Origin of the sequence: Photobacterium sp. 2_MG-2023, from assembly GCF_030547675.1 — a bacterium.
In the GTDB taxonomy this organism is placed as follows: Bacteria; Pseudomonadota; Gammaproteobacteria; order Enterobacterales; family Vibrionaceae; genus Photobacterium; species Photobacterium arenosum.
Map to the genome: position 1 here is coordinate 1 of NZ_JAUOQQ010000022.1, position 22,746 is coordinate 22,746.

The following is a 22,746-nucleotide window of genomic DNA, read 5'->3' on the forward strand; positions in this document are numbered from 1 at the left end:
AGTTCACTGATAAATCTTTTATGACTGTATCATTGTCGAGTGCCCACACAGATTGCATGGTCAAATTGTTAAAGAGCTTGTTTCGATATAAATCTTTGTGATTAATCTCTCGAAACGGGCGGCCATTCTAACCAATCGAAGTGAAGTGTCAAACACTTTTTTCAATTTGTTTTTCTAACCGCTTACACTGCCTAGCGTTTCAGTTTTGCTGCTCTGCCGTGTCAGTGAGGCGGCATTATAGAGAGTTCGATCACGTTGGCAATAGCTAAGTTGAAATAATTTTGTCATTTTCGCCCAAGCGACCAAGATTCACACAACCCCCTGTGGTTTTGGTGGTATAAACACCGGAGAAGTTCCGAGACTCAGTAATCCTGCTCCAGATAATCGAGGTAACCAGATGCAAAACTCACTCCGGTCATATAAAGGAATCACTCCCACAATAGGCGAAGAAGTCTATATCGACCCATCAGCCGTACTGGTAGGAGATATTCACTTGGCCGACCACAGCAGTATCTGGCCATTGGTGGCAGCACGGGGTGACGTAAACCATATCAAGATAGGAGAGCGTACCAACGTACAGGATGGGACTGTCTTGCACGTCACCCGAAGAAGCAACAGCAACCCTGATGGCCATCCTCTTATTATTGGCGATGATGTGACAATTGGCCACAAAGCTATGCTCCATGGCTGCAGGGTGGGTAACCGGATCCTGATAGGGATGGGCGCTATTCTTCTTGATGGGGCAGTGATCGAAGATGATGTGATTATCGGGGCAGGGACTTTAGTGCCGCCAGGCAAGGTATTGCAAAGCGGTTATTTGTATGTCGGCAGCCCCGCCAAACAGGCGAGGCCATTAACCGATGCTGAATTAGCATTTCTTCCGCAATCAGCCGATAACTATGTCCGACTAAAAGACGAGTATCTGGAAGAGAATAAGATCAGCCAATCATGATTTCGCCGTCTTGATTGAAGTTTTCTTCGTCAATCGAAGATTCGGCGAGCTCTTCAAGATCAAAACGGTACTCGGCAAAGGCGGCTAAAATGGCCGCCTCGTCAGTCAGTGCCATATCGGCTTTCTTTTCTAACCAGTCCAACCTGACCCAGCAACGAATTAACGCTCCGGCCTGCTGTGCAGGGAAACACACCGCCTGGCGCTCACTGTCCCAGCTCTGCAAGTCGGCAAATAAAATATCTTGATTCATAGAATTCTCTACTTTGCCTGTAAAGTACGACGTAATTCACGCAGTACCTGTTCTGTACCAGGCCGCATGCCTCGCCACAGCATAAAGCTCTCAGCAGCCTGACCCACCAGCATACCCAAGCCATCAATCACCTGACGGGCTCCTAATGTCTCTGCCCACTGATTAAATGTCGTTTGCTCCTGGCCATAAACCATGTCGTAGCACACTACTTCAGGATGAATAAGGGAAGAAGGAACCCCCGGCAGCGACTGGCTCAGGCTGGCAGAGGTCGAATTGATGATCACATCGAAATGCGGCGCATCAGCCAGATCACCCAATGCCATACCCGCAACCTCGCCATAAGCGGCAAACATGGCGGCCAATTCTTCTGCTTTGGTAAAGGTTCGGTTGGTAATCACCAGATTGGCAGGGGCCTGTGCCAGCAAAGGCAAAATGACACCACGCGCCGCACCTCCTGCTCCTATAAGAAGGATGCGCTTCCCCTGGATTGCAACCTGATTTCGCAGTAAATCCTGCACCAGACCTTCACCATCCGTGTTATCCCCGAGAATACCGCCATCATCCAGTTTCTTCAGCGTATTCACGGCGCCGGCCAATTGCGCCCGTTCTGTCAGTTGTGTGGCATAGGTAAAAGCCAGCTCTTTAAAAGGCACAGTAATATTACAACCACGCCCTCCGGCAGAGAAAAACTGATCCGCGGCAGCCTGAAAACCCTCCACAGGTGCCAGCCGGGCTTCATACACCATGTCTTGTGCTGTTTGACGCGCAAACAGGGTATGAATCAACGGTGACTTGCTCTGAGCAATCGGGTTACCGAATACGACATATTTATCCTTGGCCTGATTCATGGCTGCTGTGTCTTCCTTATCACTTAATCACTTACTTAATATTCACCGGCGCCGGACTACCAGTCTCGGGGAGTCAGGTAATCGCACAAGCGGGCTTCCTGTGAATCTGGCTCTGGCTGAAAGCAATACTCCCACCGTGCCAGAGGAGGCATAGACATCAAAATAGACTCAGTGCGCCCACCACTTTGCAGGCCGAATAAGGTACCACGGTCATACACCAGGTTAAATTCGACATAACGGCCACGGCGATATAGCTGGAATTGACGTTCACGCTCACCGTAAGGGGTAGGGCAGCGTTTGTCCACTATAGGCAGATAAGCATCCAGAAAACCCATACCCACCGACTGCATATAAGCAAAGGACTTTTCAAATCCCCACTGATTGAGATCATCAAAGAATAAGCCGCCGACACCTCGGGTTTCCTGACGATGTGGCAGAAAGAAGTATTTATCACACCAGGCTTTATGATCGGCATAGACAGTATCGCCGAAAGGCGCACATATGTTTTTGGCCACCTGATGCCAGTGACGGCAGTCTTCGTCAAACGGATAAAAGGGAGTGAGGTCAAAGCCGCCGCCAAACCACCAGACCGGATCTTCGCCCTCTTTTTCGGCAATGAAGAAGCGGACATTGGCATGAGACGTCGGGATATAGGGATTCTTGGGATGGATCACCAGAGAAACTCCCATCGCCTCAAAGCGGCGTCCTGCCAGTTCAGGCCGGTGAGCCGTTGCCGAAGCCGGCATCTGGGCGCCAAAAACATGGGAGAAATTGACGCCGCCCTGCTCAAAAACAGCACCATCACGCAACACACGGCTGCGGCCGCCACCACCTTCTTCTCTTTCCCAGCTGTCTTCGACAAAGCTGGCCTGACCATCCTGCGCTTCAAGTGCCCGGCAGATGGTATCTTGCAGCTCCAGTAAGAACGCCTTCACGGCGTGTTTGTTAACGTCTTGCATGCGTAAGTTATCCCTGTCGAAAAATGTGCCCTGTGGCAGCATCGCGAATTTCAGACGGATTGTCACGGCCGCCCGTTTCACCGTGCAGGATGGTACTCAGGTGATCGCCCAACTGGGATACCACCTCATCAACTGTCCGGCAAGGCGGTTCGCCAGTCAGATTCGCACTGGTCGAGGTCAGCGGTTTACCAAATTCACGGCACAGCTGCTGCACCAGCGGATGGTCCGTCACCCGAACCGCAATGGTGGTGAATTGCCCGGTCAGAAAGGCCGGTACCTGGGGTTTGGTTGGCATGACCCAGGTCACCGGACCCGGCCAGGTGGCCAATATGCGCGCTTTCTGCTCATCGGTAAGCTGGCTGTCATCTATATAGGGCGCCAGCTGGGCATAATCGGCTGCGATCAAAATAAGCCCTTTTTCTATCGGCCGTTGCTTCAGAGCCAGCAGCCTGGCAACCGCTTCCGGATTATCGGGATCGCAGCCCACCCCAAAGACGGCTTCTGTCGGATAGGCTATCACTTCACCTTGCTGTAACGCGGTGACCACTTGGCTTAAATTATCCACACTGTCCTCAATGGCTTGATACCGCACCAGACCCGCTGGCGACGGCTGTTATTCTCTGGGTCGTTATTTTAACTCAATCTCAGCGAACTGCATCAATTACGCCCCAGACCGCGACGCAAACGTTTTCCTTAAGGAAAAATCTCCGTATAATGCGCGGCAAACCCTCTTGCCTGATTAACATAACCCTAAGGAGTTCGGGATGAAAGTCGGTATTATCATGGGCTCAAAATCTGACTGGCCAACCATGCAACATGCAGCTGAGATGCTGGATCGCTTCAATATTGCCTACGAAACCAGAGTTGTTTCCGCACACCGGACTCCGCACCTGTTGGCCGAATACGCCGAAACCGCTCACCAGCGCGGCATTTCAGTGATTATTGCAGGGGCTGGCGGTGCCGCCCACCTTCCGGGCATGACCGCCGCTTTCACCAGCCTGCCGGTGCTTGGCGTACCTGTGCAGTCACGTGCGCTGAAAGGCATGGACTCGCTGCTGTCGATTGTTCAGATGCCAAAAGGTGTTGCGGTAGGAACACTGGCCATTGGTGAAGCGGGCGCGGCCAATGCCGGTTTACTGGCAGCACAAATCATAGGCACTCAGGATGCCGGCGTGATGGCAGCGATAGATGCCTTCCGCAAAGAGCAGACTGACACAGTGCTGAGCCAGCCAGATCCGTCTGAGGACGCATGATAATGAAAAAGGTTCTGGTTTTAGGTGCCGGGCAGCTGGCCCGCATGATGTCACTGGCTGGTGCCCCGTTAAATATTGATGTTATCGCCTACGACGTAAACAGCGAAAACATAATGCACCCGCTGACGCAAACTGTGCTCGGCCACGGACTGGATAGCGCGATTGCCCAGTGCGACGTCATCACCGCAGAGTTCGAGCATATCCCGCATGATATCCTGGATACTTGCGAGAAAAGCGGAAAGTTCCTGCCGGCGACAGCGGCGATCAAAGCCGGTGGTGATCGACGCATTGAGAAAGCCTTGCTGGATAAGGCCGGCGTAAAAAATGCCCGATACACTGTGATTCAAAGCCGCGACGACTTAAACACCGCCATTGCACATGTCGGTGTCCCTATGGTGCTGAAAAGTGCCCTGGGCGGCTACGACGGCAAAGGCCAGTGGCGGCTGAAAGATTCCGCCGATGCTGATCTTATCTGGCCGGAAATGGCACAATGCATCGCCTCCACCCCGACTCAGGCTATTGTGGCTGAACAGTTCGTGCCTTTTGATCGCGAAGTCTCTTTAGTGGGTGTCCGTGGCAAAAACGGGGACATTGCTGTCTATCCGTTAGCAGAAAATGTGCACACCGATGGTGTACTGAGCCTGTCTACCGCGATCCATTGCCCTGAGCTGCAACAACAAGCCAAAGAGATGTTCACCGCAGTTGCGGACAGTCTGGATTATGTCGGCGTACTGGCGCTGGAGTTCTTTGATGTACAAGGCCATCTGCTGGTGAATGAAATTGCTCCCCGGGTGCACAATTCAGGACACTGGACCCAGCAGGGCGCGGAAACCTGTCAGTTCGAAAACCATTTACGGGCGGTGTGCGGCTTGCCACTGGGCAGCACGGATTTGATTCGTCACACTGCTATGATCAATATTCTGGGGGAAGACACCCTGCCTGAAGACCTGCTGGCCATGGCGGGCTGCCATATTCACTGGTATGGCAAGGAAAAACGCGCGGGGCGCAAGATGGGGCATATCAATGTCTGCGCCGACAACAACAGCCTGCTGGAATCGCGCCTTGCTTCGCTGGCAGAGATCTTAAACCCTCACACTTTCCCGGCCCTGCAGCAATACCGCAACTAAACCTTGATACGCAGGCGGCATGAGCTGTCTGCGTCCTTTCAACGAGTCATCCAGACTTAACAGCCGCTGTTCCAAAGGAAAGGCCGCCAGATCAGGACGACTGGATATGCTGGCACTTACGGTTAGCACACTGGTGTTTCTCACCGTTGGCGAGCTTTTTTTGTACCAGCAACGGATAGCCACAGGCTTCACATTCTCCGGCAACGGGCTGCGCATTGACGGCAAATTTACACTTGGGATAGCAATCACAGCCATAAAACACCTTGCCGTAACGACTGTTACGCTTCACCAGATGGCCAGTGCCGCATTCAGGACATAACCAAGTATGCTGTTGCGGTTCTGCAGGTGGCGCATTTTGCGTTTCTATATGGTGACATTCTGGGTAATTGCTGCAGCCGATGAACATACCGTAGCGTCCCTGGCGCAGGACCAGCTCATGCTGACACTCGGGGCAAGGTACGCCCAGCTCTTTAACTATATGACCATCATTCTGATGCAGCGGTTTGATGTAATCGCAGGCCGGATAGGCGCTGCAACCTAAAAAGGGACCGTGTTTTCCATGGCGCATTAACAGAGCCGCCCCGCATTGAGGGCAGGGCGTCTCTTGGTGAACCTGGTGGGAAAACAGCTCAGGGTTAATTTTACTGGCCATACCTCAGGCCTTCGCTTCTGTTATGTCGCAATTAATGAAGATAGCCGTCCTCTGCACCATAAAGCAGTTCTTCCATCTGGCTGTAAGCACTTTCATTGCCTGGCGCATTAAACAGCACCATCAGGATAATCCACTTCAGATCATCGAGTATAAATTCTGTCGTTTCCAGCTCCATAACTCTGTCTATCACCATCTCCCGAGTGTCAGAACTCAGTACATGGATCTGTTCCAGATAAGTCAGAAAACCACGACAAGTAACGTCCAGACGATTCATCTCATCCTGTGTATAAACACGGATCGAGGTTACCGCACTGGTGTTCATATAAGGGGTGTGGTCGGTATCTTGCAGCGCTGCAAGTTTCTCTAGCCAGTTCAGAGCCTTATAAATATCTTCTTGGTGAAATCCTGCGCGTAGCAATTCTTCGGACAGTTCGTCCTGATCTACCATTAATTCAGCGTCACTGTGAATATAGGTTTCAAACAGGTACATGAGTATATCCATCATGACTAGCCCCTCCTCGATCTGATATAGCCACCGGGCACTGAAGTGATAACCCCTTGCAATTCTAACTCCAGCAATTGCGTCATTACTTCATGGACAGGTTGATCACAACGTTCAGCAACCACATCTACGGGTGTTGCTTCATTGCCTACGTTAGCCAACACCGCATTAAATGGCAATTGCTCATTTTCAGGATGTGGCAGCGATACGCTCATTTGACTACTTTTTGCGCAGTGGGTGAGTGCGCCAACCTCCTCAAAGATGTCGACCGGGCTTTCCACCAGTTTAGCACCGGATTTGATCAGCGCGTTACAGCCTTTGCTGCCTGGTGCATAAATAGAGCCGGGGAGTGCAAACACATCGCGATCTTGCTCCAGCGCATAGCGTGCTGTGATAAGCGAGCCGCTCTTGAGTGCGGCCTCCACCACGAGAACGCCGACGGACAGTCCGCTGATAATGCGGTTGCGGCGGGGAAAATGCTGCGGTCTGGGGGGTTCTGACGGCCAGAACTCGGAGACCAGGGCTCCCTGCTCCGCAATCAGACCCGCCAGTTCCCGATGGGCCGCGGGGTAGATGCGTCCCAGGCCAGAGCCCAGCACCGCCACAGTCGCACCGCCATTTTTCAGTGCGCTGTCATGGGCATGACCATCGACCCCCAGCGCCAGGCCACTGGTCACCACATAATCCGCTGCCACCATAGCTGCGGCAAACTCCCGTGCCGCCTCACGGCCGTCAAGACTGGCATGCCGACTGCCGACAATCGCCAGTTGCGGTTCACAGAGCCAATGTGGTTCTCCACGAATAAAAAGGACAGGCGGCGGTGAGCTGATTTCCTTGAGCAAGCGAGGATAAGCCGGGTCACTTAATACTAATAGTTGTTGATTATCCTGCTCGCACCAGCGCAGAGCTTCTTGCAAGCGCTTGCTGTCCGGCTGGCGCAACAGGGAGATTTGTGACCCTTTGAGCCCCATTGCCATCAGGTACGATTCGGGCATTTTGCGAATCTCAGTCACTGTGGCCTGCTCTAACAATTGCTGGATCCGCTGTCCGCCCAAGCCGGGCACTGCCGCCAGTGCCAGCCAGTCTTCCCTGTCACTCATGTTCGCGATCAATGCGTTTAGCGATATCGCCGATTTTTATCGGACCCTGACTGCTAATGACCTGGGCGAGGCTGAATTGGTCAAGGGTGTCGCCAATTTCCACATCGGCCACCAGCCGCTGTCCCAGCAATTGATGCTCAATCCGCCAGCGCTGACCGGGCTCCAGACCGTGCTCCGCGCCGTGATCCAGCACCAGCCAGTCCTGCATATAATGGTGGTCCTGCAAACCTCCCAGCACTCTGACAGCCTTCGGAGGGACATCGGACTGCTCGGCTGAATGGGGAGTCGTGGGCCTGAGCAGGCGATCACCCGGGCGGATTTCCTGCATCCCTGCGGTAACGGCCAGCCGGCTGCCCTGATCATCATTGGTCACCACTGTGACGCTGGCCACCGGCAGCATACCCCACACATCGGCGGCGGAATGATAGGAAGGTTCAGTCGTGCTGAATGCCCGCGTCGGACGATAGATATGCCAGGTACTGCCATTCTCGAGCACTTCTTTGACCAGAAGTTCATTTTCGTGGGTCAGGTATTGACGCCCGTTCATCACAGGTATCACTCTCGGGGCTAATCCCAGTTGCTCGGCGGTTACTAAACGCCCCGGCAACCCGAATCCGGCAACGGCCGGCGTTAGCGTCGACAGCCACAACACACTCAGCCATACACACATACGCATCGTCAATAATCCCTTCTCGCTACACTCATACTGCAGCTTGTCAGGCAAAGACGTCTGTTACTATTTGATGATTGGATCTTTGCGGCAGAATTCTCGCTTTCAGATTCGGGTTTCATCGTACCGGTAATGGTACTGACGGCCGGTATCACAGCCGGTTGTCCGGCAGACAAAGGCGTCGAAAGCTGTTCTTTGATGATGAAAATGACTAGAATTAGAGCAAATAAGCTATTGTCCTTTTTTATACGTCAATATTTACGGGAATCTATGTCTGTTTTAAACGTGTTAACTTTCCCTGATGATCGCCTGCGTACTGTCGCCAAGCCAGTCGAAGCGGTCACGCCTGAAATCCAGAAAATCGTCGATGACATGCTGGACACTATGTATGACGAAGATGGTATCGGCCTGGCGGCCACACAGGTTGATATTCATCAGCGAATCGTTGTCATTGATATCTCGGAAGAACGCAACCAGCCCATGGTGCTGATCAACCCGGAAATCCTGGAAAAACGCGGCGAAGACGGCATCGAAGAAGGTTGCCTGTCGGTACCTGGCGCCCGTGCGCTGGTTCCCCGCGCCGCGGAAGTCACAGTGCGCGCACTGGACCGTGACGGCAAGGAATACACTTTTGAAGCCGACGATCTGCTGGCTATCTGTGTACAGCACGAGCTGGACCATCTGGCCGGTAAACTTTTCGTTGATTACCTGTCACCTCTCAAGCGCCAGCGTATCCAGAAAAAGCTGGAAAAAATGAAGCGCTACCAAGAGCAAGTCTAAGAAGCCGAGGTTATCTTGAGCCAACCTTTACGTATCGTATTTGCTGGTACGCCTGATTTCGCCGCCCGTCATCTGGCGGCGTTATTATCTTCACAGCACGAGGTTATAGCCGTTTACACCCGTCAGGATCAGCCTGCCGGTCGCGGTAAGAAACTCACCGCCAGCCCGGTCAAACACCTGGCGCTGGAACAGCATATCCCGGTTTACCAGCCGAAAACCCTGCGCGATGAAACCGCCCAGCAGGAACTGGCCGCCCTGAATGCCGACCTCATGGTAGTGGTGGCCTACGGCCTGATCCTGCCCAAAGTGGTACTGGATACCCCGCGTCTGGGCTGTATTAATGTCCATGGCTCGATTCTGCCGCGCTGGCGGGGAGCAGCGCCGATCCAGCGCTCTATCTGGGCGGGGGATGCCGAAACCGGTGTCACCATCATGCAGATGGATGAAGGTCTGGATACCGGCGACATGCTGAAAATCGCCTCACTGCCGATTGCCGCAACAGATACCAGCGCCAGCCTGTACGACAAACTGGCCGAACTGGGACCGGACACCCTGCTGAGCTGCCTGGACGATATCGCCGCAGGCCGTGCCGTGGCGGAAAAACAAAATGACGAGCGTGCCAATTACGCAGAAAAACTCAGCAAAGAAGAAGCGAAAATCGACTGGACCATGGACGCCGAAACGATTGAGCGCTGTGTTCGCGCCTTCAATCCATGGCCGATGAGCTTTTTTACCGTGGCAGAGCAAAACGTCAAAGTCTGGCAGGCCGAAGTGGAAGCCGATAACCAGGGCCAGGCGCCCGGCACCATTTTGTCAGCCGACAAACATGGCATAGTGGTTGCCACCGCAAAAGGCGCGTTGCGTCTGGTACAACTGCAACCGCCGGGCAAGAAAGCCATGGCAGCTCAGGATCTGCTGAACTCACGCCGCGAGTGGTTTACCCCGGGTGCCGTGCTGTAAACAGCCGTGCCCCTGCAAACGTTTTTTAGCCAGTGAACAGCAGATTTGCTGTTGCGCTGGCTTTTTCATTCGCCGCTCACGCGGCAACCATGGCAGTCAGTAAACTGTCATAAGCTCATCTAGTCAGGAATTCAATCATGAATGTAAGAGCTGCTGCGGCCGAGGTGATCTATCAGGTGGTGGATCAGGGCCAATCGCTTGCTACTGCTCTGCCGGCGGCGCAACAGGGTATCAAACCCCGTGACCACGCCCTGCTGCAGGAAATCTGCTACGGCGTGCTGCGCTGGCTGCCGCGCCTGGAATCTGTCACTCAATCCTTGATGGACAAGCCGCTGAAGGGCAAACAACGTGTGTTTCATCATTTGATCCTGGTCGGTCTGTACCAGCTCGGGTATATGCGCATACCAGCGCATGCCGCCGTGGCCGAGACAGTCGATGCAACCAAGACACTGAAAAAGCCTCAGCTGCGTGGCCTGATCAACGCTATTTTGCGTAACTATCAGCGTCAGCAAGAAGAGCTGGATCAGCAAGCGATGAGCCATGATGCCGGTAAATACGGCCATCCAGGCTGGTTACTCAAGCTGTTGCGCGAGCACTACCCGACGCAACTGGACGCTGTAACCGCCGCCAACAACACCAAAGCCCCGATGTGGCTGCGGGTGAATCGCCGTCACCACAGCCGGGATCAGTACCTGGCCCTGCTGGACGGCACAGACATCAGAGCGACTGTACATCCACAGGCCGGCGATGCGCTGAAACTGGAGCGCGCCTGCGATGTTCAGCTGCTGCCGGGTTTTGCCGATGGCTGGGTATCAGTGCAGGATGCCGCCGCACAGCTGGCGGTCGATTACCTCAAGCCACAGGCCGGCGAGCTGATCCTTGACTGCTGCGCCGCGCCGGGCGGCAAAACCGCCCATATTCTGGAGCACGAACCGGGCGCCAGTGTCGTCGCCATCGACTGTGATGAGCAGCGCCTGCTGAGAATCAAAGACAACCTGCAGCGCTTGCAACTGGACGCAGAAGTATTGTGCGCCGATGCCCGTTACCCGCAGCAATGGTGGCAGGGCAGTGCCTTTGACCGGATTTTGCTCGACGCACCGTGTTCGGCAACCGGGGTGATCCGCCGCCATCCGGACATCAAATGGCTGCGCCGCGCCGACGATATTGCGGCACTGGCGACCCTGCAGGCAGAAATTCTGGATGCCATGTGGCAACAGCTGAAACCGGGCGGCACGCTGGTGTACGCTACCTGCTCCATCCTGCCGCAGGAAAACCGCGAGCAAGTGAAAGCCTTCCTGTCGCGCACGCCAGACGCTGTGCTGGCCGAAGGGACAGAGAACGGCACCCCTGATGCGCCAGGGCGCCAAATCCTGCCAGGTGAAGAGGACATGGACGGCTTCTATTACGCGGTGCTGGAGAAACGCCTGACGGTCTGATCCCGTGGTGAGAGAAGTCCCTGCGTATTCCGCAAAGCAAGGTTAAGTCTTTGTGCAAACGGGTTGAAATTGCTGCTTCTCTCGCCAACTCAGTGTACCCTAACGACAAACAGCAAGGATCTGAGAACACTCATCAGGCATCAGCTATGAAAATTATCATTCTTGGCGCAGGCCAGGTCGGCGGTACGCTGGCAGAAAACCTGGTTGGCGAGAACAATGACATCACTATTGTCGACTCCAACCCTGAACGCTTGCGCGAATTGCAGGACAAATACGATTTGCGGGTAGTGCAGGGGTATGCCAGCCATCCCCGCACCCTCAGGGATGCCGGCGCGCAGGACGCAGACATGCTGGTCGCAGTCACCAATTCTGACGAAACCAACATGATTGCCTGTCAAATCGCCTTTTCTCTGTTCAATACCCCGAACCGGGTGGCCCGTATCCGTTCACCGGAATACCTCAAAGAAAAACATCAGCTGTTCCATACCGACGCAGTGCCGGTCGATCACCTGATTGCACCGGAAGAATTGGTGACAGGTTATATCGAACGCCTGATTGCCTATCCGGGGGCGCTGCAGGTGGTGGGCTTTGCCGATAATAAAGTCGGGCTGGTGGCGGTAAAAGCCTATTACGGCGGCCCACTGGTCGGTAATGCACTGTCCGCACTGCGTGAGCACATGCCGCACGTCGATACCCGTGTCGCGGCAATTTTCCGTCAGGGCCGGCCTATCCGTCCGCAGGGGACCACCATTATCGAAGCCGATGATGAAGTATTTTTTGTCGCCGCCAGCAACCATATCCGTTCAGTGATGAGTGAGCTGCAGCGACTGGAAAAACCCTACAAGCGGCTGATGATAGTCGGGGGCGGTAACATAGGTGCCGGTCTGGCGAAAAGGCTGGAGAACAGCTACAGCGTGAAGCTGATTGAGCACAACCCGCAGCGGGCGGAAAGCTTATCGGAAATGCTGACCAACACCATAGTCTTCTGTGGTGATGCCTCTGATCAGGAACTGCTGAGCGAAGAGCATATCGAGCAGATAGACGTCTTCATCGCCGTCACCAACGATGACGAAGCCAATATCATGTCGGCCATGCTGGCCAAACGCATGGGTGCCAAGAAGGTGATGGTGCTAATCCAGCGCGGCGCTTACGTCGATCTGGTGCAGGGCGGCACCATCGATATTGCGATTTCGCCGCAGCAGGCCACGATTTCTGCCTTGCTGACCCATGTGCGTAAAGCCGATATCGTCAACGTTTCCTCGCTGAGGCGCGGAGCGGCAGAAGCGATTGAGGCCATAGCGCACGGCGATGCCAGCACCTCGAAAGTGGTTGGCAAAGCCATAGGGGATATCAAGCTGCCGCCGGGCACCACTATTGGCGCCATAGTGCGCGGTGAAGAAGTACTGATTGCTCATGACCGTACCGTGATTGAACAGGACGACCACGTGGTCATGTTCCTGGTCGACAAGAAGTACATCCCGGATGTAGAACGTCTGTTCCAGCCCAGTCCATTCTTCCTCTGAGCAGCTATGGTTAATCTTCGTCCGATCATCTTTGTCATAGGGCTGGTCTTGTCCAAGATCGCCCTCTTTATGTACCTGCCCACCATTCTGGCATTTTTGACCGGTTCGGGCGGTTTCATTGATTTTGCAACCGCAGTCATCATTACCCATATCGTGGCATTTGCTTGCCTGACCTTCGGCAAAGTCACAGATTTCAAGCTCGGGGTCAGGGACATGTTCCTGCTGACCACTCTGGTCTGGACTGTCGCCAGTGCGTTTGCCGCGCTGCCCTTTATGCTGATTAACCACATCAGTTTTACCGACGCCTATTTCGAAACCATGTCGGGCATCACCACGACAGGGTCAACGGTACTGAGCGGGCTCGATGACATGGCCCCCAGCATTCTGCTGTGGCGTTCCACCTTACAATGGCTGGGCGGGATCGGCTTTATCGTGATGGGGGTGGCTATTTTGCCAATGCTGAACGTTGGCGGAATGCGCTTGTTCCAGACCGAGTCTTCGGACTGGTCGGAGAAAAGTTCCCCGCGTACCAAAAACGTAGCCTCCAACATAGTGACCGTCTATCTCAGTCTGACAGGGCTGTGTATTCTCGGCTATATGGCAGCGGGCATGAACACCTTCGATGCGGTCAACCATGCTTTCACCACCTTATCAACCGGTGGTTATTCCACCTCAGACGGCTCGATGAACCACTTCTCACCGGCAGCGCACTGGATAGCCGTTGTGTTTATGTTTGCCGGCGGGTTGCCGTTTCTGCTCTTTGTGCAGGTGCTGCGCAAAAAGCAGCCGGCTTCATTGCTGCGGGACGCGCAGGTCCGGGGGTACACGGTCACTGTCCTGATAGTCAGCCTGATGGTCGCGCTCTGGCTGTGCTGGCAAAATGGGTATGATTTCAGTCATGCCATTCGGGTAGCGATGTTCAATATCGTTTCCGTGATCACCACGACAGGGTTCGGGCTGGAAGATTTTACCGCCTGGGGCGCATTTCCGACCGTGGTATTTGCCTTCATGATGCTGGTCGGCGGCTGCTCAGGATCGACTGCCGGCGGCTTCAAAGTGTTCCGTTTTCAGGTTGCCATCGCCTTGCTGCGCAAACAGCTGATGCAGCTGATCCACCCGTCAGGGGTGTTTATTCAGCGGTATAATCAAAGACCGGTCACAGATGCGATTGTCCGCTCTGTGGTGGCCTTCGCCCTGACCTTTATTATGACCATCATCATTATTGCCGCATTACTGGCGATGCTGGGATTAGATCCGATCACCAGTATCAGCGGCTCAGTCACAGCCGTGGCCAATGTGGGGCCGGGCATGGGCACTATTATTGGCCCGACAGGTAATTTCGCCTCCCTGCCGGATGCCGCCAAATGGATCCTCAGCCTCGGCATGCTGATGGGTCGATTAGAGATCCTGACGGTACTGGTACTGGCATTCCCGGCTTTCTGGAAAAACTGACCCGTTGCACATTGCCGGGTCTAACCCGGCAGCCCGGCCGTTGGCGCCACATACCAGTAAATAGCCAGAAAATGGCAGACCGTGCCGCCCAGCACAAACAGATGCCAGATGGCGTGATTGTAGGGAATCCGCTGATTAACGTAGAACACCACGCCAAGGGAATACACCACACCGCCTACGGCCAGCCATATCAGTCCGGCCGCCGACATGGCCATCGCCAGCGGATACACAGCCACCAGAGACAACCATCCCATCGCCAGATAGATCACCAGAGATAAACGCTTGAAGTGATAGATAAACACCACTTTGAACATGATCCCCAGCAAGGCTACCGCCCAGATCACGGCCATCAGCGTCACCGCCAGCGGCGTCCGCAGGGTAATCAACAGGAAAGGGGTGTAAGTGCCGGCTATCAGCAGGTAGATCGCACAGTGATCTAAGGTTTTCAGAACGCGCTTTGCCCGCTCAAACGGAATAGCGTGATACAGGGTGGAGGCGAGATACAGTAAAATGATGCTGGCGCCATAAATGCTCAGGCTGGCCACACTGAGCGCATCGGCATTCACTTCCACTGCCCGCATCAGCAGCATCACCAGAGCGACTATGCCGAAAATCATCCCGGCGCCGTGACTGAGGCTGTTGGCGATTTCCTCAGCTACCGAGTACGCCATTTTTTGTTGCTTGCCCATCAATGCTATCCGTTGTCTTTGAACTTTCCAGCAGTATGGCACAGTTTAGCTTACACGTGTAAGCTGAATTTTATGGCACCGCCGTGACAGCACAGTTAGCTGTATTCATGGTGCGTGACTCAGAGATCGTCGACCTGCTCCAGATACCTTATCACCCGCTCCCCGGCTTCTGACGGAGACAGCTCCAACGGCAAACGCAACTGGCGTTTGAGCTCACTGCTGCCGAGCAGGCCCGACAGCAATCCACCCACCCCGCGCTGACGACGATCAATCGAGAACCACAGCTTCAGGCAGTCATCTTCACGCTGAGTGATCAACTCCAGTTCACGCCAACGGCCATGAAAAGGGCCAGAAACAGGTACAAACTCAAACACCTGTACAAAGGGCAGATCAAAACCGCGCACCGCTTCACATTCCACCTGTAATATACGCAGTCCTGCTTGCTCAAGGGCAGTAAACACACCGTCAAGCAAAGGATCAGGCCGCACGGTCAGGGAGTCTTTATCTTTGGGATCCAAGGCCGATGGCACATCCAGGTGCGTTTCCAGCCACACACCCGAATAGCCGATAGTGATTGGGGTGTTGAGCGGCAATTCAAACCGGCAGTCAAACTGGCGATCTTCACCGGCAGCCAGCGTAAAGGCCTGCGGCAAATGCCACTGTGCCAGAGTATGTGTTCGGGTGATTTTTTCCATCCGCCGTTCGCTGTCACCCCGGCTGACAGCCTGCTCATCTTCAAAGCTGCAGCACAGATACAAATGCACATTATCCACCGCCTGCGCAACTTTGCCGCCTTTGACCTCAATACGAACGGGCAGAGCCTGACCCGGGATCAGCACTTCGGTTTCCAATACTGTATCAACTCTGGCACCACCCAAACCGAAACTGGCCAGTGTTTTATGAAAAAGCGACATAATGGCTCCTTGTCCGTATTCATCCGTAACGAAGTATGAAACCAGTTTATATAGCCAATTCTGGTTGAGCAAGGCATGTACTGAAACTGACAGCGTTTGGGTTCAGGCAAAACCGTCTGGTATAATCCCCACTAAAAGTAAGCTTAAGAAAAGGAGCCAGATAATGGCTGAGCACCGCATTGCTGAACTGCTGGCACTACTCAAGCCTTATTGGCAGCATTTCCCGGATTTAAACCTGGCAGAGATCATGGCACAGCTGGCAAACGAAGCCGGCTTCCAAGGATCACTGATCGATGTGAGCGATGATATGTTGATTTATCAGCTGAAAATGCGGCAGGAAAAGCGAGAGGCCATGATTCCTGGCCTGGCGAAAGACTGCGAGCCAGATTTCAAAACCGCCATACTCCAAGCCAGAGGGATCATCAAATAACCCCAAAAACCTTAAGCGCATTATTTGAGCGAGGTAGAATATTCAACCAGTTAGATAATGTATAATCCGAGCTTATTACTATCAGGGCCAATAGCACCTGAATTTATGATTGCCCAGGCGATGCACCCGGGCACATCTGCCAGCGTACAGACTGGCTATGCCCAAGGAATGCAATGCCATGAATCAAGAGAGAATCAAAATTAAGGACGTCACTCCCAAAGAGTACAATCCTAAGACCCATAAAGGCGGCGACGACCGCTTCAACCCGAGTAACCGTATTTATGTGCGGGCCATGAAAGGAGTCTATCAGCAGCTGCGCCAGCGTATGGGGTGGTTAATGATGGGCCTGTTCCTGATACTGCCGTGGATCACCTATAATGGCAGGCAAGCAATTTTGCTTGATATCGGCCGCCAGCAGTTCAACATTTTTGGTACCACTTTCTGGCCTCAGGATCTGATGTTACTGGCCAGCCTGCTGATGGTCGCAGCCTTTGCGCTGTTTTTTGTCACTACCTTCCTCGGCCGGGTCTGGTGTGGTTATATGTGCCCGCAAACGGTCTGGACCTTCATTTACATCTGGTTTGAGGAAAAACTGGAAGGGCCGGCCAACAAGCGCCGCTCTCGGGACAACAAGGCACTGACCGCCGATCTTGTCGTGCGTAAAACACTCAAGCACATTGCCTGGCTGCTGGTTGCCCTGATCAGCGGCCTGACCTTCGTCGGCTATTTCCTGCCTATCCGTGAATTAGTCCCCGGCTTCTTCACCTTCAGTGCCAGCTTCCTGGCCGTGTTCTGGGTGCTGTTCTTCACCTTCTGCACCTATGGCAACGCTGGCTGGATGCGTTCAATCGTCTGTATTCACATGTGTCCATATGCCAGATTCCAGTCAGCCATGTTCGACAAAGACACCTATATCGTCGGCTATGATGCTGCCCGAGGCGAAAAACGCGGCCCGCGCTCACGCAAAACCGATCATAAAGCGCAGGGGCTGGGTGACTGTATCGACTGTAACCTCTGCGTGCAGGTTTGCCCGACCGGGATCGATATCCGGGATGGCCTGCAGTATGAGTGCATTAACTGCGGTGCCTGTGTGGATGCCTGTAACCAAACGATGGACAAAATGGGCTACCCGCGCGATCTGATCACTTACACCACAGAGCACAAGCTGGAAGGCAAGAAAACCCATGTCATGCGGCCAAAACTGATCGGCTACGGCGCTGTGATGCTGGCGATGTTCGGCCTGATGGCCTATCTGGTGGTTTCCGTACAGCCGATGGGGCTGGATGTGATCCGCGACCGTAACCAGCTGTTCCGTATCAATACCGAAGGGCTGGTCGAGAATACCTACACCCTGAAAATTCTCAATAAAACCCAGCAGGATGCCACTTATCAGCTGCAGGTTGAAGGTCTGGACAATGCCCAGTGGTATGGCCCTCAGCAGGTTAATGTCAATGCCGGTGAAGTATTTACCCTGCCGATAAGCCTGGGTGTTGACCCTTATGAGCTGGAACGACCAATTGTCGATATCCGGTTTATCATGGAACATCAGGGCAGCGAGGAAACAAATCGTCTGGTGACCGACAGCCGCTTTATCGGCGAGTTACGATAGCCACCTCACGCCAATCAGGAAATAAAGGGCCGATTACGGCCCTTTTTCATTATGCTGTATACTGATGCGACATTTATAACCATGGCTGTACCACTATGACAGCACTTGATGATTTCAGCTTTGCTGATCTGACACCGGACTTACTGCTCAATGCGCTGGAGAGCACGGGTATCTATGCCTCATCGGGACTGTTGCCCCTCAACAGTTATGAAAACCGGGTCTACCAGTTCAGCAGTGATGACGGCCGCCGCTACGTCGCCAAATTCTACCGTCCGCAGCGATGGAGTGACGCCCAGATCCAGGAAGAACATGACTTCGCCGCCGAGCTGGCTGCGCAGGAAATTCCGCTGGCAGCGCCCCTGGTCATGAACGGCCAAACCCTGCACCACTATGAACACCACCGTTTCGCGCTGTTTCCCAGCGTCGGCGGCCGCCAGTTTGAAGTCGATAATGCAGACCAGCTTGAGCAGGTCGGCCGCTTCCTGGGCCGCATCCACAAAGTCGGTCAGCGCACCCTGTTCAGCCACAGACCGACCATCGGCCTGGAAGAATATCTGGTTCAGCCCCGGCTCGTTCTGGAGCAGTCCGGGTTTATCCCGACGCATCTGGAATCGGCTTTTTTCGGCGATCTGGACCGCCTTATCGCCTTATTGAGCGAACGCTGGCACAGCGACTGGCAGTCGCAACGTATTCACGGTGACTGCCATCCGGGCAACATACTGTGGCGCGACGGCCCACTGTTTGTCGACTTAGACGATGCGCGAAACGGCCCGGCGGTGCAGGATCTATGGATGCTGTTAAACGGCAGCCGCCAGGATCAGCTGATGCAGTTGGATACCCTGCTGGAAGCGTATGGCGAATTTGCCGATTTTGATCCGCGTGAATTGCAACTTATTGAACCATTACGTGGTCTTAGATTGGTGCATTACATGGCATGGCTAGCAAAACGCTGGCAGGATCCGGCTTTCCCGCGTGCATTCCCCTGGTTTGCTGATGCAAAATACTGGGAAGGTCAGGTACTGGCCATTAAAGAACAACTGGCTGCCCTTGAAGAGCCGCCACTGCAGCTGATGCCGCAATGGTAATCAGTCTGACTTGAATCCGAACAGCCGTACCTGTAAAAGGTATTGTATTGATTTTTCAGGGAGAACCCTTACATGTTTAAAACACTTTTTGCGCTGGCAACAGCAGCGCTGCTTTCTTTTTCCGCGCATGCCGCCAAGTTTAGCGAAGGCGATTACTATCAGGTGCTGGAACTGCCAAAATCATCCACACCGGTTGTGAACGAATTTTTCTCGTTTTACTGCCCGCACTGCTTTAACTTTGAACCGCTGATCCAACAGCTGAAAACCAAAATCCCGGACAACGCCAAGTTCCAGAAAAGCCATGTCTCCTTCATGGGCGGCAACATGGGCACCTCCATGAGCAAGGCTTACGCGACCTCGGTCACCCTGGGTATTGATGACAAAATGATCCCGGTACTGTTCAGCCAGATCCATCAGGCGAACAAACCGCCGCGCAACGATGAAGAGCTGCGCCAGATCTTTCTGGATAACGGCGTGAAAGCCGAAGACTTCGACGGCGCCTTCAACAGCTTCGCCGTCAACTCTATGGTCAACCGTTTCAACAAAGGTTTCCGCGACAGCGGCCTGACCGGTGTCCCAGCCGTGGTGGTCAACAACAAATACCTGGTGAAAACCGACAAAGTGAAATCCGCTGATGAATACTTCGAGCTGATCAACTTCCTGCTCAAGCAGTAAGTGTGTTTTCTTTGTGAAAAAGGGCCGAAAGGCCCTTTTTTGTATCTTGATGCATCATCAAAATAAACAACCACTAGATCCTGATTTTTTTGCAGAGCCAGTCACAGGTTCGCAAAGAATAATAAATCAAGAAAACAAACCCCAAACCTATCAGAAAAATAAGACCAATAACCAACCATTTATTTGTCATATTCATGACAGGGGCATCAATATCAAAATAAAATAAGCTAGGGATCATATTGATAAAAATTGTGATCAAAACGCCATCAATCGCAAATGCAATATTCATCAGCGTAAAACGTAGAAAACGATGGAGTTTTTTCCGGCCTTCTGCTATTGAAAATGGGTGATCTTTTAGTTTCGATCTCTTCTCTCTATAAATCATCCACGCCAATATCCTTTATAACCTCAGTGGTTTTTATCACAGCATTAACGGTTACTGTCTCTCATTCTTTGTAATTCTTTCTTAAACTCGATCATAAGGTCATCCGTTACTGGCTGAAGTTGTTTCACTTCAGAAATCATCACTGGCTGCATCTTTTGTTGTATCCGAGGTAGTTCTTGGATTAGTTTTTTACCCGTAGAGGACATATAAAAATCAAAAATCTCATCCAGTTCCTCTTTTGTAAATGCTTCCTTATAAAGCGTAACAATTAAGTTCATTACTTTTTTTGAATGATAAAACTCGGATAAAACTTGCTTATGCATATAACTATAACTAACCGCTAACGATGCTTCATCTTCATTATCAACATCAATAAACTGTGCATATTGGCTTAAGGCTACAGATCTGAGACCTTCCACTGTTACATCTATTGATTCATTAATATTCAGCACATCAACTAACTTTTCAGCAGATCTGATATGAGCAGCATCATCCGCCAATGTGGAAAAAGGAAAAAAAAGAACAACCCATACAAACACGTACTTCATCAAATCAATACCAATATGAAATCAAAACCATATAAATTTAACCATAATTAGTCTGTTTTACACAGCGTTAATTCTCTCCCTGATAGTCACACCACCTGACTGGTGATCTGCTTCAGCAGCCGGTCCATGGCGCGGTAGCCTAAGGCTTCGGCCAGATGGACCCGTTCGATCTCGGGTTTGCCGGCCAGATCGGCGATGGTGCGGGCGACTTTGATGATGCGGTGATAGGCGCGGATTGACAGGCCGAGCTGGTGCAGGGCGGTTTCGAGAAACTCGGCGTCGGCTTTGGTCAGCGCACAGTGCTGGTCCAGTTCACGGGTACCGAGCAGAGCGTTGATCTTGCCGCCGCGGCTGTGCATCCGGCCCCGAGCTTCCTTCACCCGCTCTTTGATCACCCCTGTGTTTTCCCCTCTGTCGCCGCCCTGTGCCAGGGTGCCACGGGGCAGGGCGGGGATCTCAATCGACATATCAAACCTGTCCAGCAACGGGCCGGACAAACGCCCCAGATAACGCAGTATGGCCTGCGGATTGGTACGGGTCTGGCTGCCTTCGTAGTAACCGGTCGGGCTGGGATTGAGGGCGCCAATCAGCTGAAACCGCGCCGGAAAGGTGGTTTTGCTGGTGGCACGGGAAATCACGATCTCGCCAGATTCCAGCGGTTCCCGTAAAGAATCCAGCACTTTTCGCTCAAACTCCGGCATTTCATCTAAGAACAGAATCCCGTTATGGGCCAGCGAAATTTCACCGGGGCGGGGGATGGAGCCGCCGCCCACCAGCGCTGCCATCGAGCTGGAATGATGCGGGGCGCGAAACGGACGGTTGCGCCAGTTGCCGGCATGGAGTGACTGCGCGGTCAGGGAGGTGATAGCGGCCGTTTCCAGCGCTTCCTCGACATCCATCTCAGGCAGCAAATCGCACAACCGTGAGGCCAGCATGGTCTTGCCGGTGCCGGGCGGGCCGACAAACAGCAAATTGTGACCGCCTGCCGCGGCGATCTCCAGCGCCCTTTTGCCCTGCTGCTGGCCTATGATGTCCTGCATGTCGCGGCCATTGACCATCGGCACTGCCTGACCGGGCGCGCGACAATGCAGCGACAACGCTTCCTGACCACACAGGTAGGCACACACGGCCAGTAAGCTGGCCGCTGATTTGTGTATCTCTCTGCCCACCAGCGCCGCCTGATCGCCATTGGCATAGGGCAGCACCAGGCAGCGATTCTTCTGCTTGGCCGCCAGCGCCGCCGGCAGCGCGCCCTTGATGGAACGTAACTCGCCAGACAGGGCCAGTTCGCCCAAAAATTCATGATCGTGCAGCTTAGTGTCGGGGATCTGGCCGGATGCGGCCAAAATGCCCAGCGCGATGGGCAAGTCAAAGCGCCCGCCCTCTTTGGGCAGATCGGCCGGGGCCAGATTGACAGTGATCCGGCGCGACGGAAACTCGAAATTAGCATTCACTATCGCGCTTCTGACTCTGTCTCTGGCCTCCTTCACTGTGGTTTCAGGTAACCCCACCAGATTGACCGCCGGCAGGCCATTACTGAGGTGAACCTCTATCGTAACCGCCGGCGCATCCACCCCGACACAAGCCCTGCTGTGAACTATCGCCAACGTCATTTTCAACCTCTCAATAAATTAATTAACTGCCATATCACTGGATAAACACGTTTTATCAGCATAATGTACGTAAGATATCCAAGGCGGATTGAAAATAACCACAACAAATTTCTTGTCATGCGACGAATGTCTGTGTTAAGACTAAGGACGCACAACATATAAACAAGAATTTTGGACAGACAAGCCAATGCTATTAAACGTCAACCTACTGGTCCTCATTATTAACGTCATCGTGGTGATTATCTCACCGCGACGGGGGCTGGCAGGCGTAAAATAGCACATACGCAAACACACGCTAAAAAAGCCCCCGCACCGAAAGGTCCGGGGGCTTTTT

Annotated in this window: 24 protein-coding genes; 12 read left to right on the plus strand and 12 right to left on the minus strand. The window is 53.4% G+C overall.

Features of this window, described 5'->3' with window-relative positions:
• Positions 1 to 397 precede the first annotated feature (397 nt).
• Positions 398 to 952, plus strand: coding sequence for a gamma carbonic anhydrase family protein (locus Q4491_RS16170; RefSeq protein ID WP_303458933.1), 555 nt, complete (start codon positions 398 to 400; stop codon positions 950 to 952).
• On the opposite strand, the gene Q4491_RS16175 is transcribed toward Q4491_RS16170, so the two are convergent.
• The 4 genes from Q4491_RS16175 to tsaC are packed head-to-tail and all read right to left on the minus strand — an operon-like array spanning position 939 to position 3,574.
• A complete protein-coding gene (locus tag Q4491_RS16175; protein ID WP_218386682.1) occupies positions 939 to 1,202 on the minus strand; it encodes a DUF1488 domain-containing protein in 264 nt (87 codons plus the stop codon). The two genes, Q4491_RS16170 and Q4491_RS16175, sit on opposite strands and share 14 nt — an antisense overlap.
• Positions 1,203 to 1,210: 8 nt before the next feature.
• Positions 1,211 to 2,050, minus strand: coding sequence for a shikimate dehydrogenase (gene aroE / locus Q4491_RS16180; RefSeq protein ID WP_303458938.1), 840 nt, complete (start codon positions 2,048 to 2,050; stop codon positions 1,211 to 1,213).
• A 56-nt stretch (positions 2,051 to 2,106) separates the two neighbouring features.
• Complete coding sequence (hemF, locus tag Q4491_RS16185) at positions 2,107 to 3,009, minus strand: oxygen-dependent coproporphyrinogen oxidase (RefSeq protein WP_192017614.1); 903 nt, start codon at positions 3,007 to 3,009, stop codon at positions 2,107 to 2,109.
• Between the two features lie 7 nt (positions 3,010 to 3,016).
• On the minus strand, positions 3,017 to 3,574 hold the full coding sequence (gene tsaC / locus Q4491_RS16190) for an L-threonylcarbamoyladenylate synthase type 1 TsaC (RefSeq protein WP_192017615.1): 558 nt from the start codon (positions 3,572 to 3,574) through the stop codon (positions 3,017 to 3,019).
• Positions 3,575 to 3,773: 199 nt separating this feature from the next.
• Between tsaC and purE the strand changes: the two genes are divergently transcribed.
• Together purE and Q4491_RS16200 are read left to right on the plus strand one after the other, a co-directional pair.
• The gene (purE, locus tag Q4491_RS16195; protein ID WP_027251702.1) at positions 3,774 to 4,262 is read left to right on the plus strand and encodes a 5-(carboxyamino)imidazole ribonucleotide mutase; all 489 of its coding nucleotides are present in this window, start codon (positions 3,774 to 3,776) and stop codon (positions 4,260 to 4,262) included.
• A gap of 2 nt (positions 4,263 to 4,264) precedes the next feature.
• Positions 4,265 to 5,389: a 5-(carboxyamino)imidazole ribonucleotide synthase gene (locus tag Q4491_RS16200; RefSeq protein WP_303458944.1), complete on the plus strand. Its 1,125-nt coding sequence runs from the start codon at positions 4,265 to 4,267 to the stop codon at positions 5,387 to 5,389.
• A 91-nt stretch (positions 5,390 to 5,480) separates the two neighbouring features.
• Here Q4491_RS16200 and Q4491_RS16205 read toward each other — a convergent pair whose 3' ends face one another.
• Genes Q4491_RS16205 through Q4491_RS16220 form a run of 4 tightly spaced genes read right to left on the minus strand, consistent with a single transcriptional unit; the run spans position 5,481 to position 8,319 of the window.
• Complete coding sequence (locus tag Q4491_RS16205) at positions 5,481 to 6,041, minus strand: type I DNA topoisomerase (protein ID WP_237796443.1); 561 nt, start codon at positions 6,039 to 6,041, stop codon at positions 5,481 to 5,483.
• Between the two features lie 31 nt (positions 6,042 to 6,072).
• Positions 6,073 to 6,546 carry a DUF494 family protein gene (locus Q4491_RS16210; RefSeq protein WP_027251705.1) on the minus strand — a complete coding sequence of 158 codons (474 nt, stop codon included), beginning with the start codon at positions 6,544 to 6,546 and terminating at the stop codon, positions 6,073 to 6,075.
• Positions 6,547 to 6,548: 2 nt separating this feature from the next.
• Entirely contained in the window at positions 6,549 to 7,643 is a 1,095-nt protein-coding gene (dprA, locus tag Q4491_RS16215) for a DNA-processing protein DprA (protein ID WP_303458952.1), read from the minus strand.
• Positions 7,636 to 8,319 (minus strand): hypothetical protein, encoded by a 684-nt coding sequence (locus tag Q4491_RS16220; RefSeq protein ID WP_303458954.1) that lies wholly within the window; start codon positions 8,317 to 8,319, stop codon positions 7,636 to 7,638. Before Q4491_RS16220 ends, dprA begins: the two co-directional genes overlap by 8 nt.
• Before the next feature lie 264 nt (positions 8,320 to 8,583).
• Between Q4491_RS16220 and def the strand changes: the two genes are divergently transcribed.
• From def to Q4491_RS16245, 5 genes are all read left to right on the plus strand, one after another.
• Positions 8,584 to 9,093, plus strand: coding sequence for a peptide deformylase (def, locus tag Q4491_RS16225; protein WP_046222118.1), 510 nt, complete (start codon positions 8,584 to 8,586; stop codon positions 9,091 to 9,093).
• 15 nt (positions 9,094 to 9,108) lie between these two features.
• The gene (fmt, locus tag Q4491_RS16230; protein ID WP_218386702.1) at positions 9,109 to 10,053 is read left to right on the plus strand and encodes a methionyl-tRNA formyltransferase; all 945 of its coding nucleotides are present in this window, start codon (positions 9,109 to 9,111) and stop codon (positions 10,051 to 10,053) included.
• A gap of 137 nt (positions 10,054 to 10,190) precedes the next feature.
• Complete coding sequence (gene rsmB / locus Q4491_RS16235; RefSeq protein ID WP_303458959.1) at positions 10,191 to 11,489, plus strand: 16S rRNA (cytosine(967)-C(5))-methyltransferase RsmB; 1,299 nt, start codon at positions 10,191 to 10,193, stop codon at positions 11,487 to 11,489.
• Positions 11,490 to 11,581: 92 nt separating this feature from the next.
• A complete protein-coding gene (trkA, locus tag Q4491_RS16240) occupies positions 11,582 to 13,012 on the plus strand; it encodes a Trk system potassium transporter TrkA (RefSeq protein ID WP_327078759.1) in 1,431 nt (476 codons plus the stop codon).
• A gap of 6 nt (positions 13,013 to 13,018) precedes the next feature.
• Positions 13,019 to 14,464, plus strand: coding sequence for a TrkH family potassium uptake protein (locus tag Q4491_RS16245; protein WP_237796439.1), 1,446 nt, complete (start codon positions 13,019 to 13,021; stop codon positions 14,462 to 14,464).
• A gap of 20 nt (positions 14,465 to 14,484) precedes the next feature.
• Here the strand turns inward: Q4491_RS16245 and Q4491_RS16250 are convergent, their stop codons facing one another.
• Both Q4491_RS16250 and Q4491_RS16255 read right to left on the minus strand, forming a co-directional pair.
• Entirely contained in the window at positions 14,485 to 15,153 is a 669-nt protein-coding gene (locus Q4491_RS16250; protein WP_192017623.1) for a hemolysin III family protein, read from the minus strand.
• A 119-nt stretch (positions 15,154 to 15,272) separates the two neighbouring features.
• Positions 15,273 to 16,067 (minus strand): sporulation protein, encoded by a 795-nt coding sequence (locus tag Q4491_RS16255; protein WP_303458967.1) that lies wholly within the window; start codon positions 16,065 to 16,067, stop codon positions 15,273 to 15,275.
• A gap of 163 nt (positions 16,068 to 16,230) precedes the next feature.
• Between Q4491_RS16255 and Q4491_RS16260 the strand changes: the two genes are divergently transcribed.
• From Q4491_RS16260 to Q4491_RS16275, 4 genes are all read left to right on the plus strand, one after another.
• A complete protein-coding gene (locus tag Q4491_RS16260) occupies positions 16,231 to 16,497 on the plus strand; it encodes a YihD family protein (protein ID WP_237796437.1) in 267 nt (88 codons plus the stop codon).
• A 178-nt stretch (positions 16,498 to 16,675) separates the two neighbouring features.
• Positions 16,676 to 18,106, plus strand: a complete 1,431-nt coding sequence (gene ccoG, locus Q4491_RS16265; RefSeq protein ID WP_303458970.1) for a cytochrome c oxidase accessory protein CcoG — start codon at positions 16,676 to 16,678, stop codon at positions 18,104 to 18,106.
• A 95-nt stretch (positions 18,107 to 18,201) separates the two neighbouring features.
• Positions 18,202 to 19,191, plus strand: a complete 990-nt coding sequence (locus Q4491_RS16270) for a serine/threonine protein kinase (protein WP_192017627.1) — start codon at positions 18,202 to 18,204, stop codon at positions 19,189 to 19,191.
• A gap of 72 nt (positions 19,192 to 19,263) precedes the next feature.
• Positions 19,264 to 19,866 carry a thiol:disulfide interchange protein DsbA/DsbL gene (locus Q4491_RS16275; RefSeq protein WP_192017628.1) on the plus strand — a complete coding sequence of 201 codons (603 nt, stop codon included), beginning with the start codon at positions 19,264 to 19,266 and terminating at the stop codon, positions 19,864 to 19,866.
• A gap of 429 nt (positions 19,867 to 20,295) precedes the next feature.
• Here Q4491_RS16275 and Q4491_RS16280 read toward each other — a convergent pair whose 3' ends face one another.
• Both Q4491_RS16280 and Q4491_RS16285 read right to left on the minus strand, forming a co-directional pair.
• A complete protein-coding gene (locus tag Q4491_RS16280; RefSeq protein ID WP_237796190.1) occupies positions 20,296 to 20,790 on the minus strand; it encodes a DUF2059 domain-containing protein in 495 nt (164 codons plus the stop codon).
• Between the two features lie 95 nt (positions 20,791 to 20,885).
• Positions 20,886 to 22,412 carry a YifB family Mg chelatase-like AAA ATPase gene (locus Q4491_RS16285; protein WP_303458976.1) on the minus strand — a complete coding sequence of 509 codons (1,527 nt, stop codon included), beginning with the start codon at positions 22,410 to 22,412 and terminating at the stop codon, positions 20,886 to 20,888.
• Between the last annotated feature and the right edge of the window lie 334 nt (positions 22,413 to 22,746).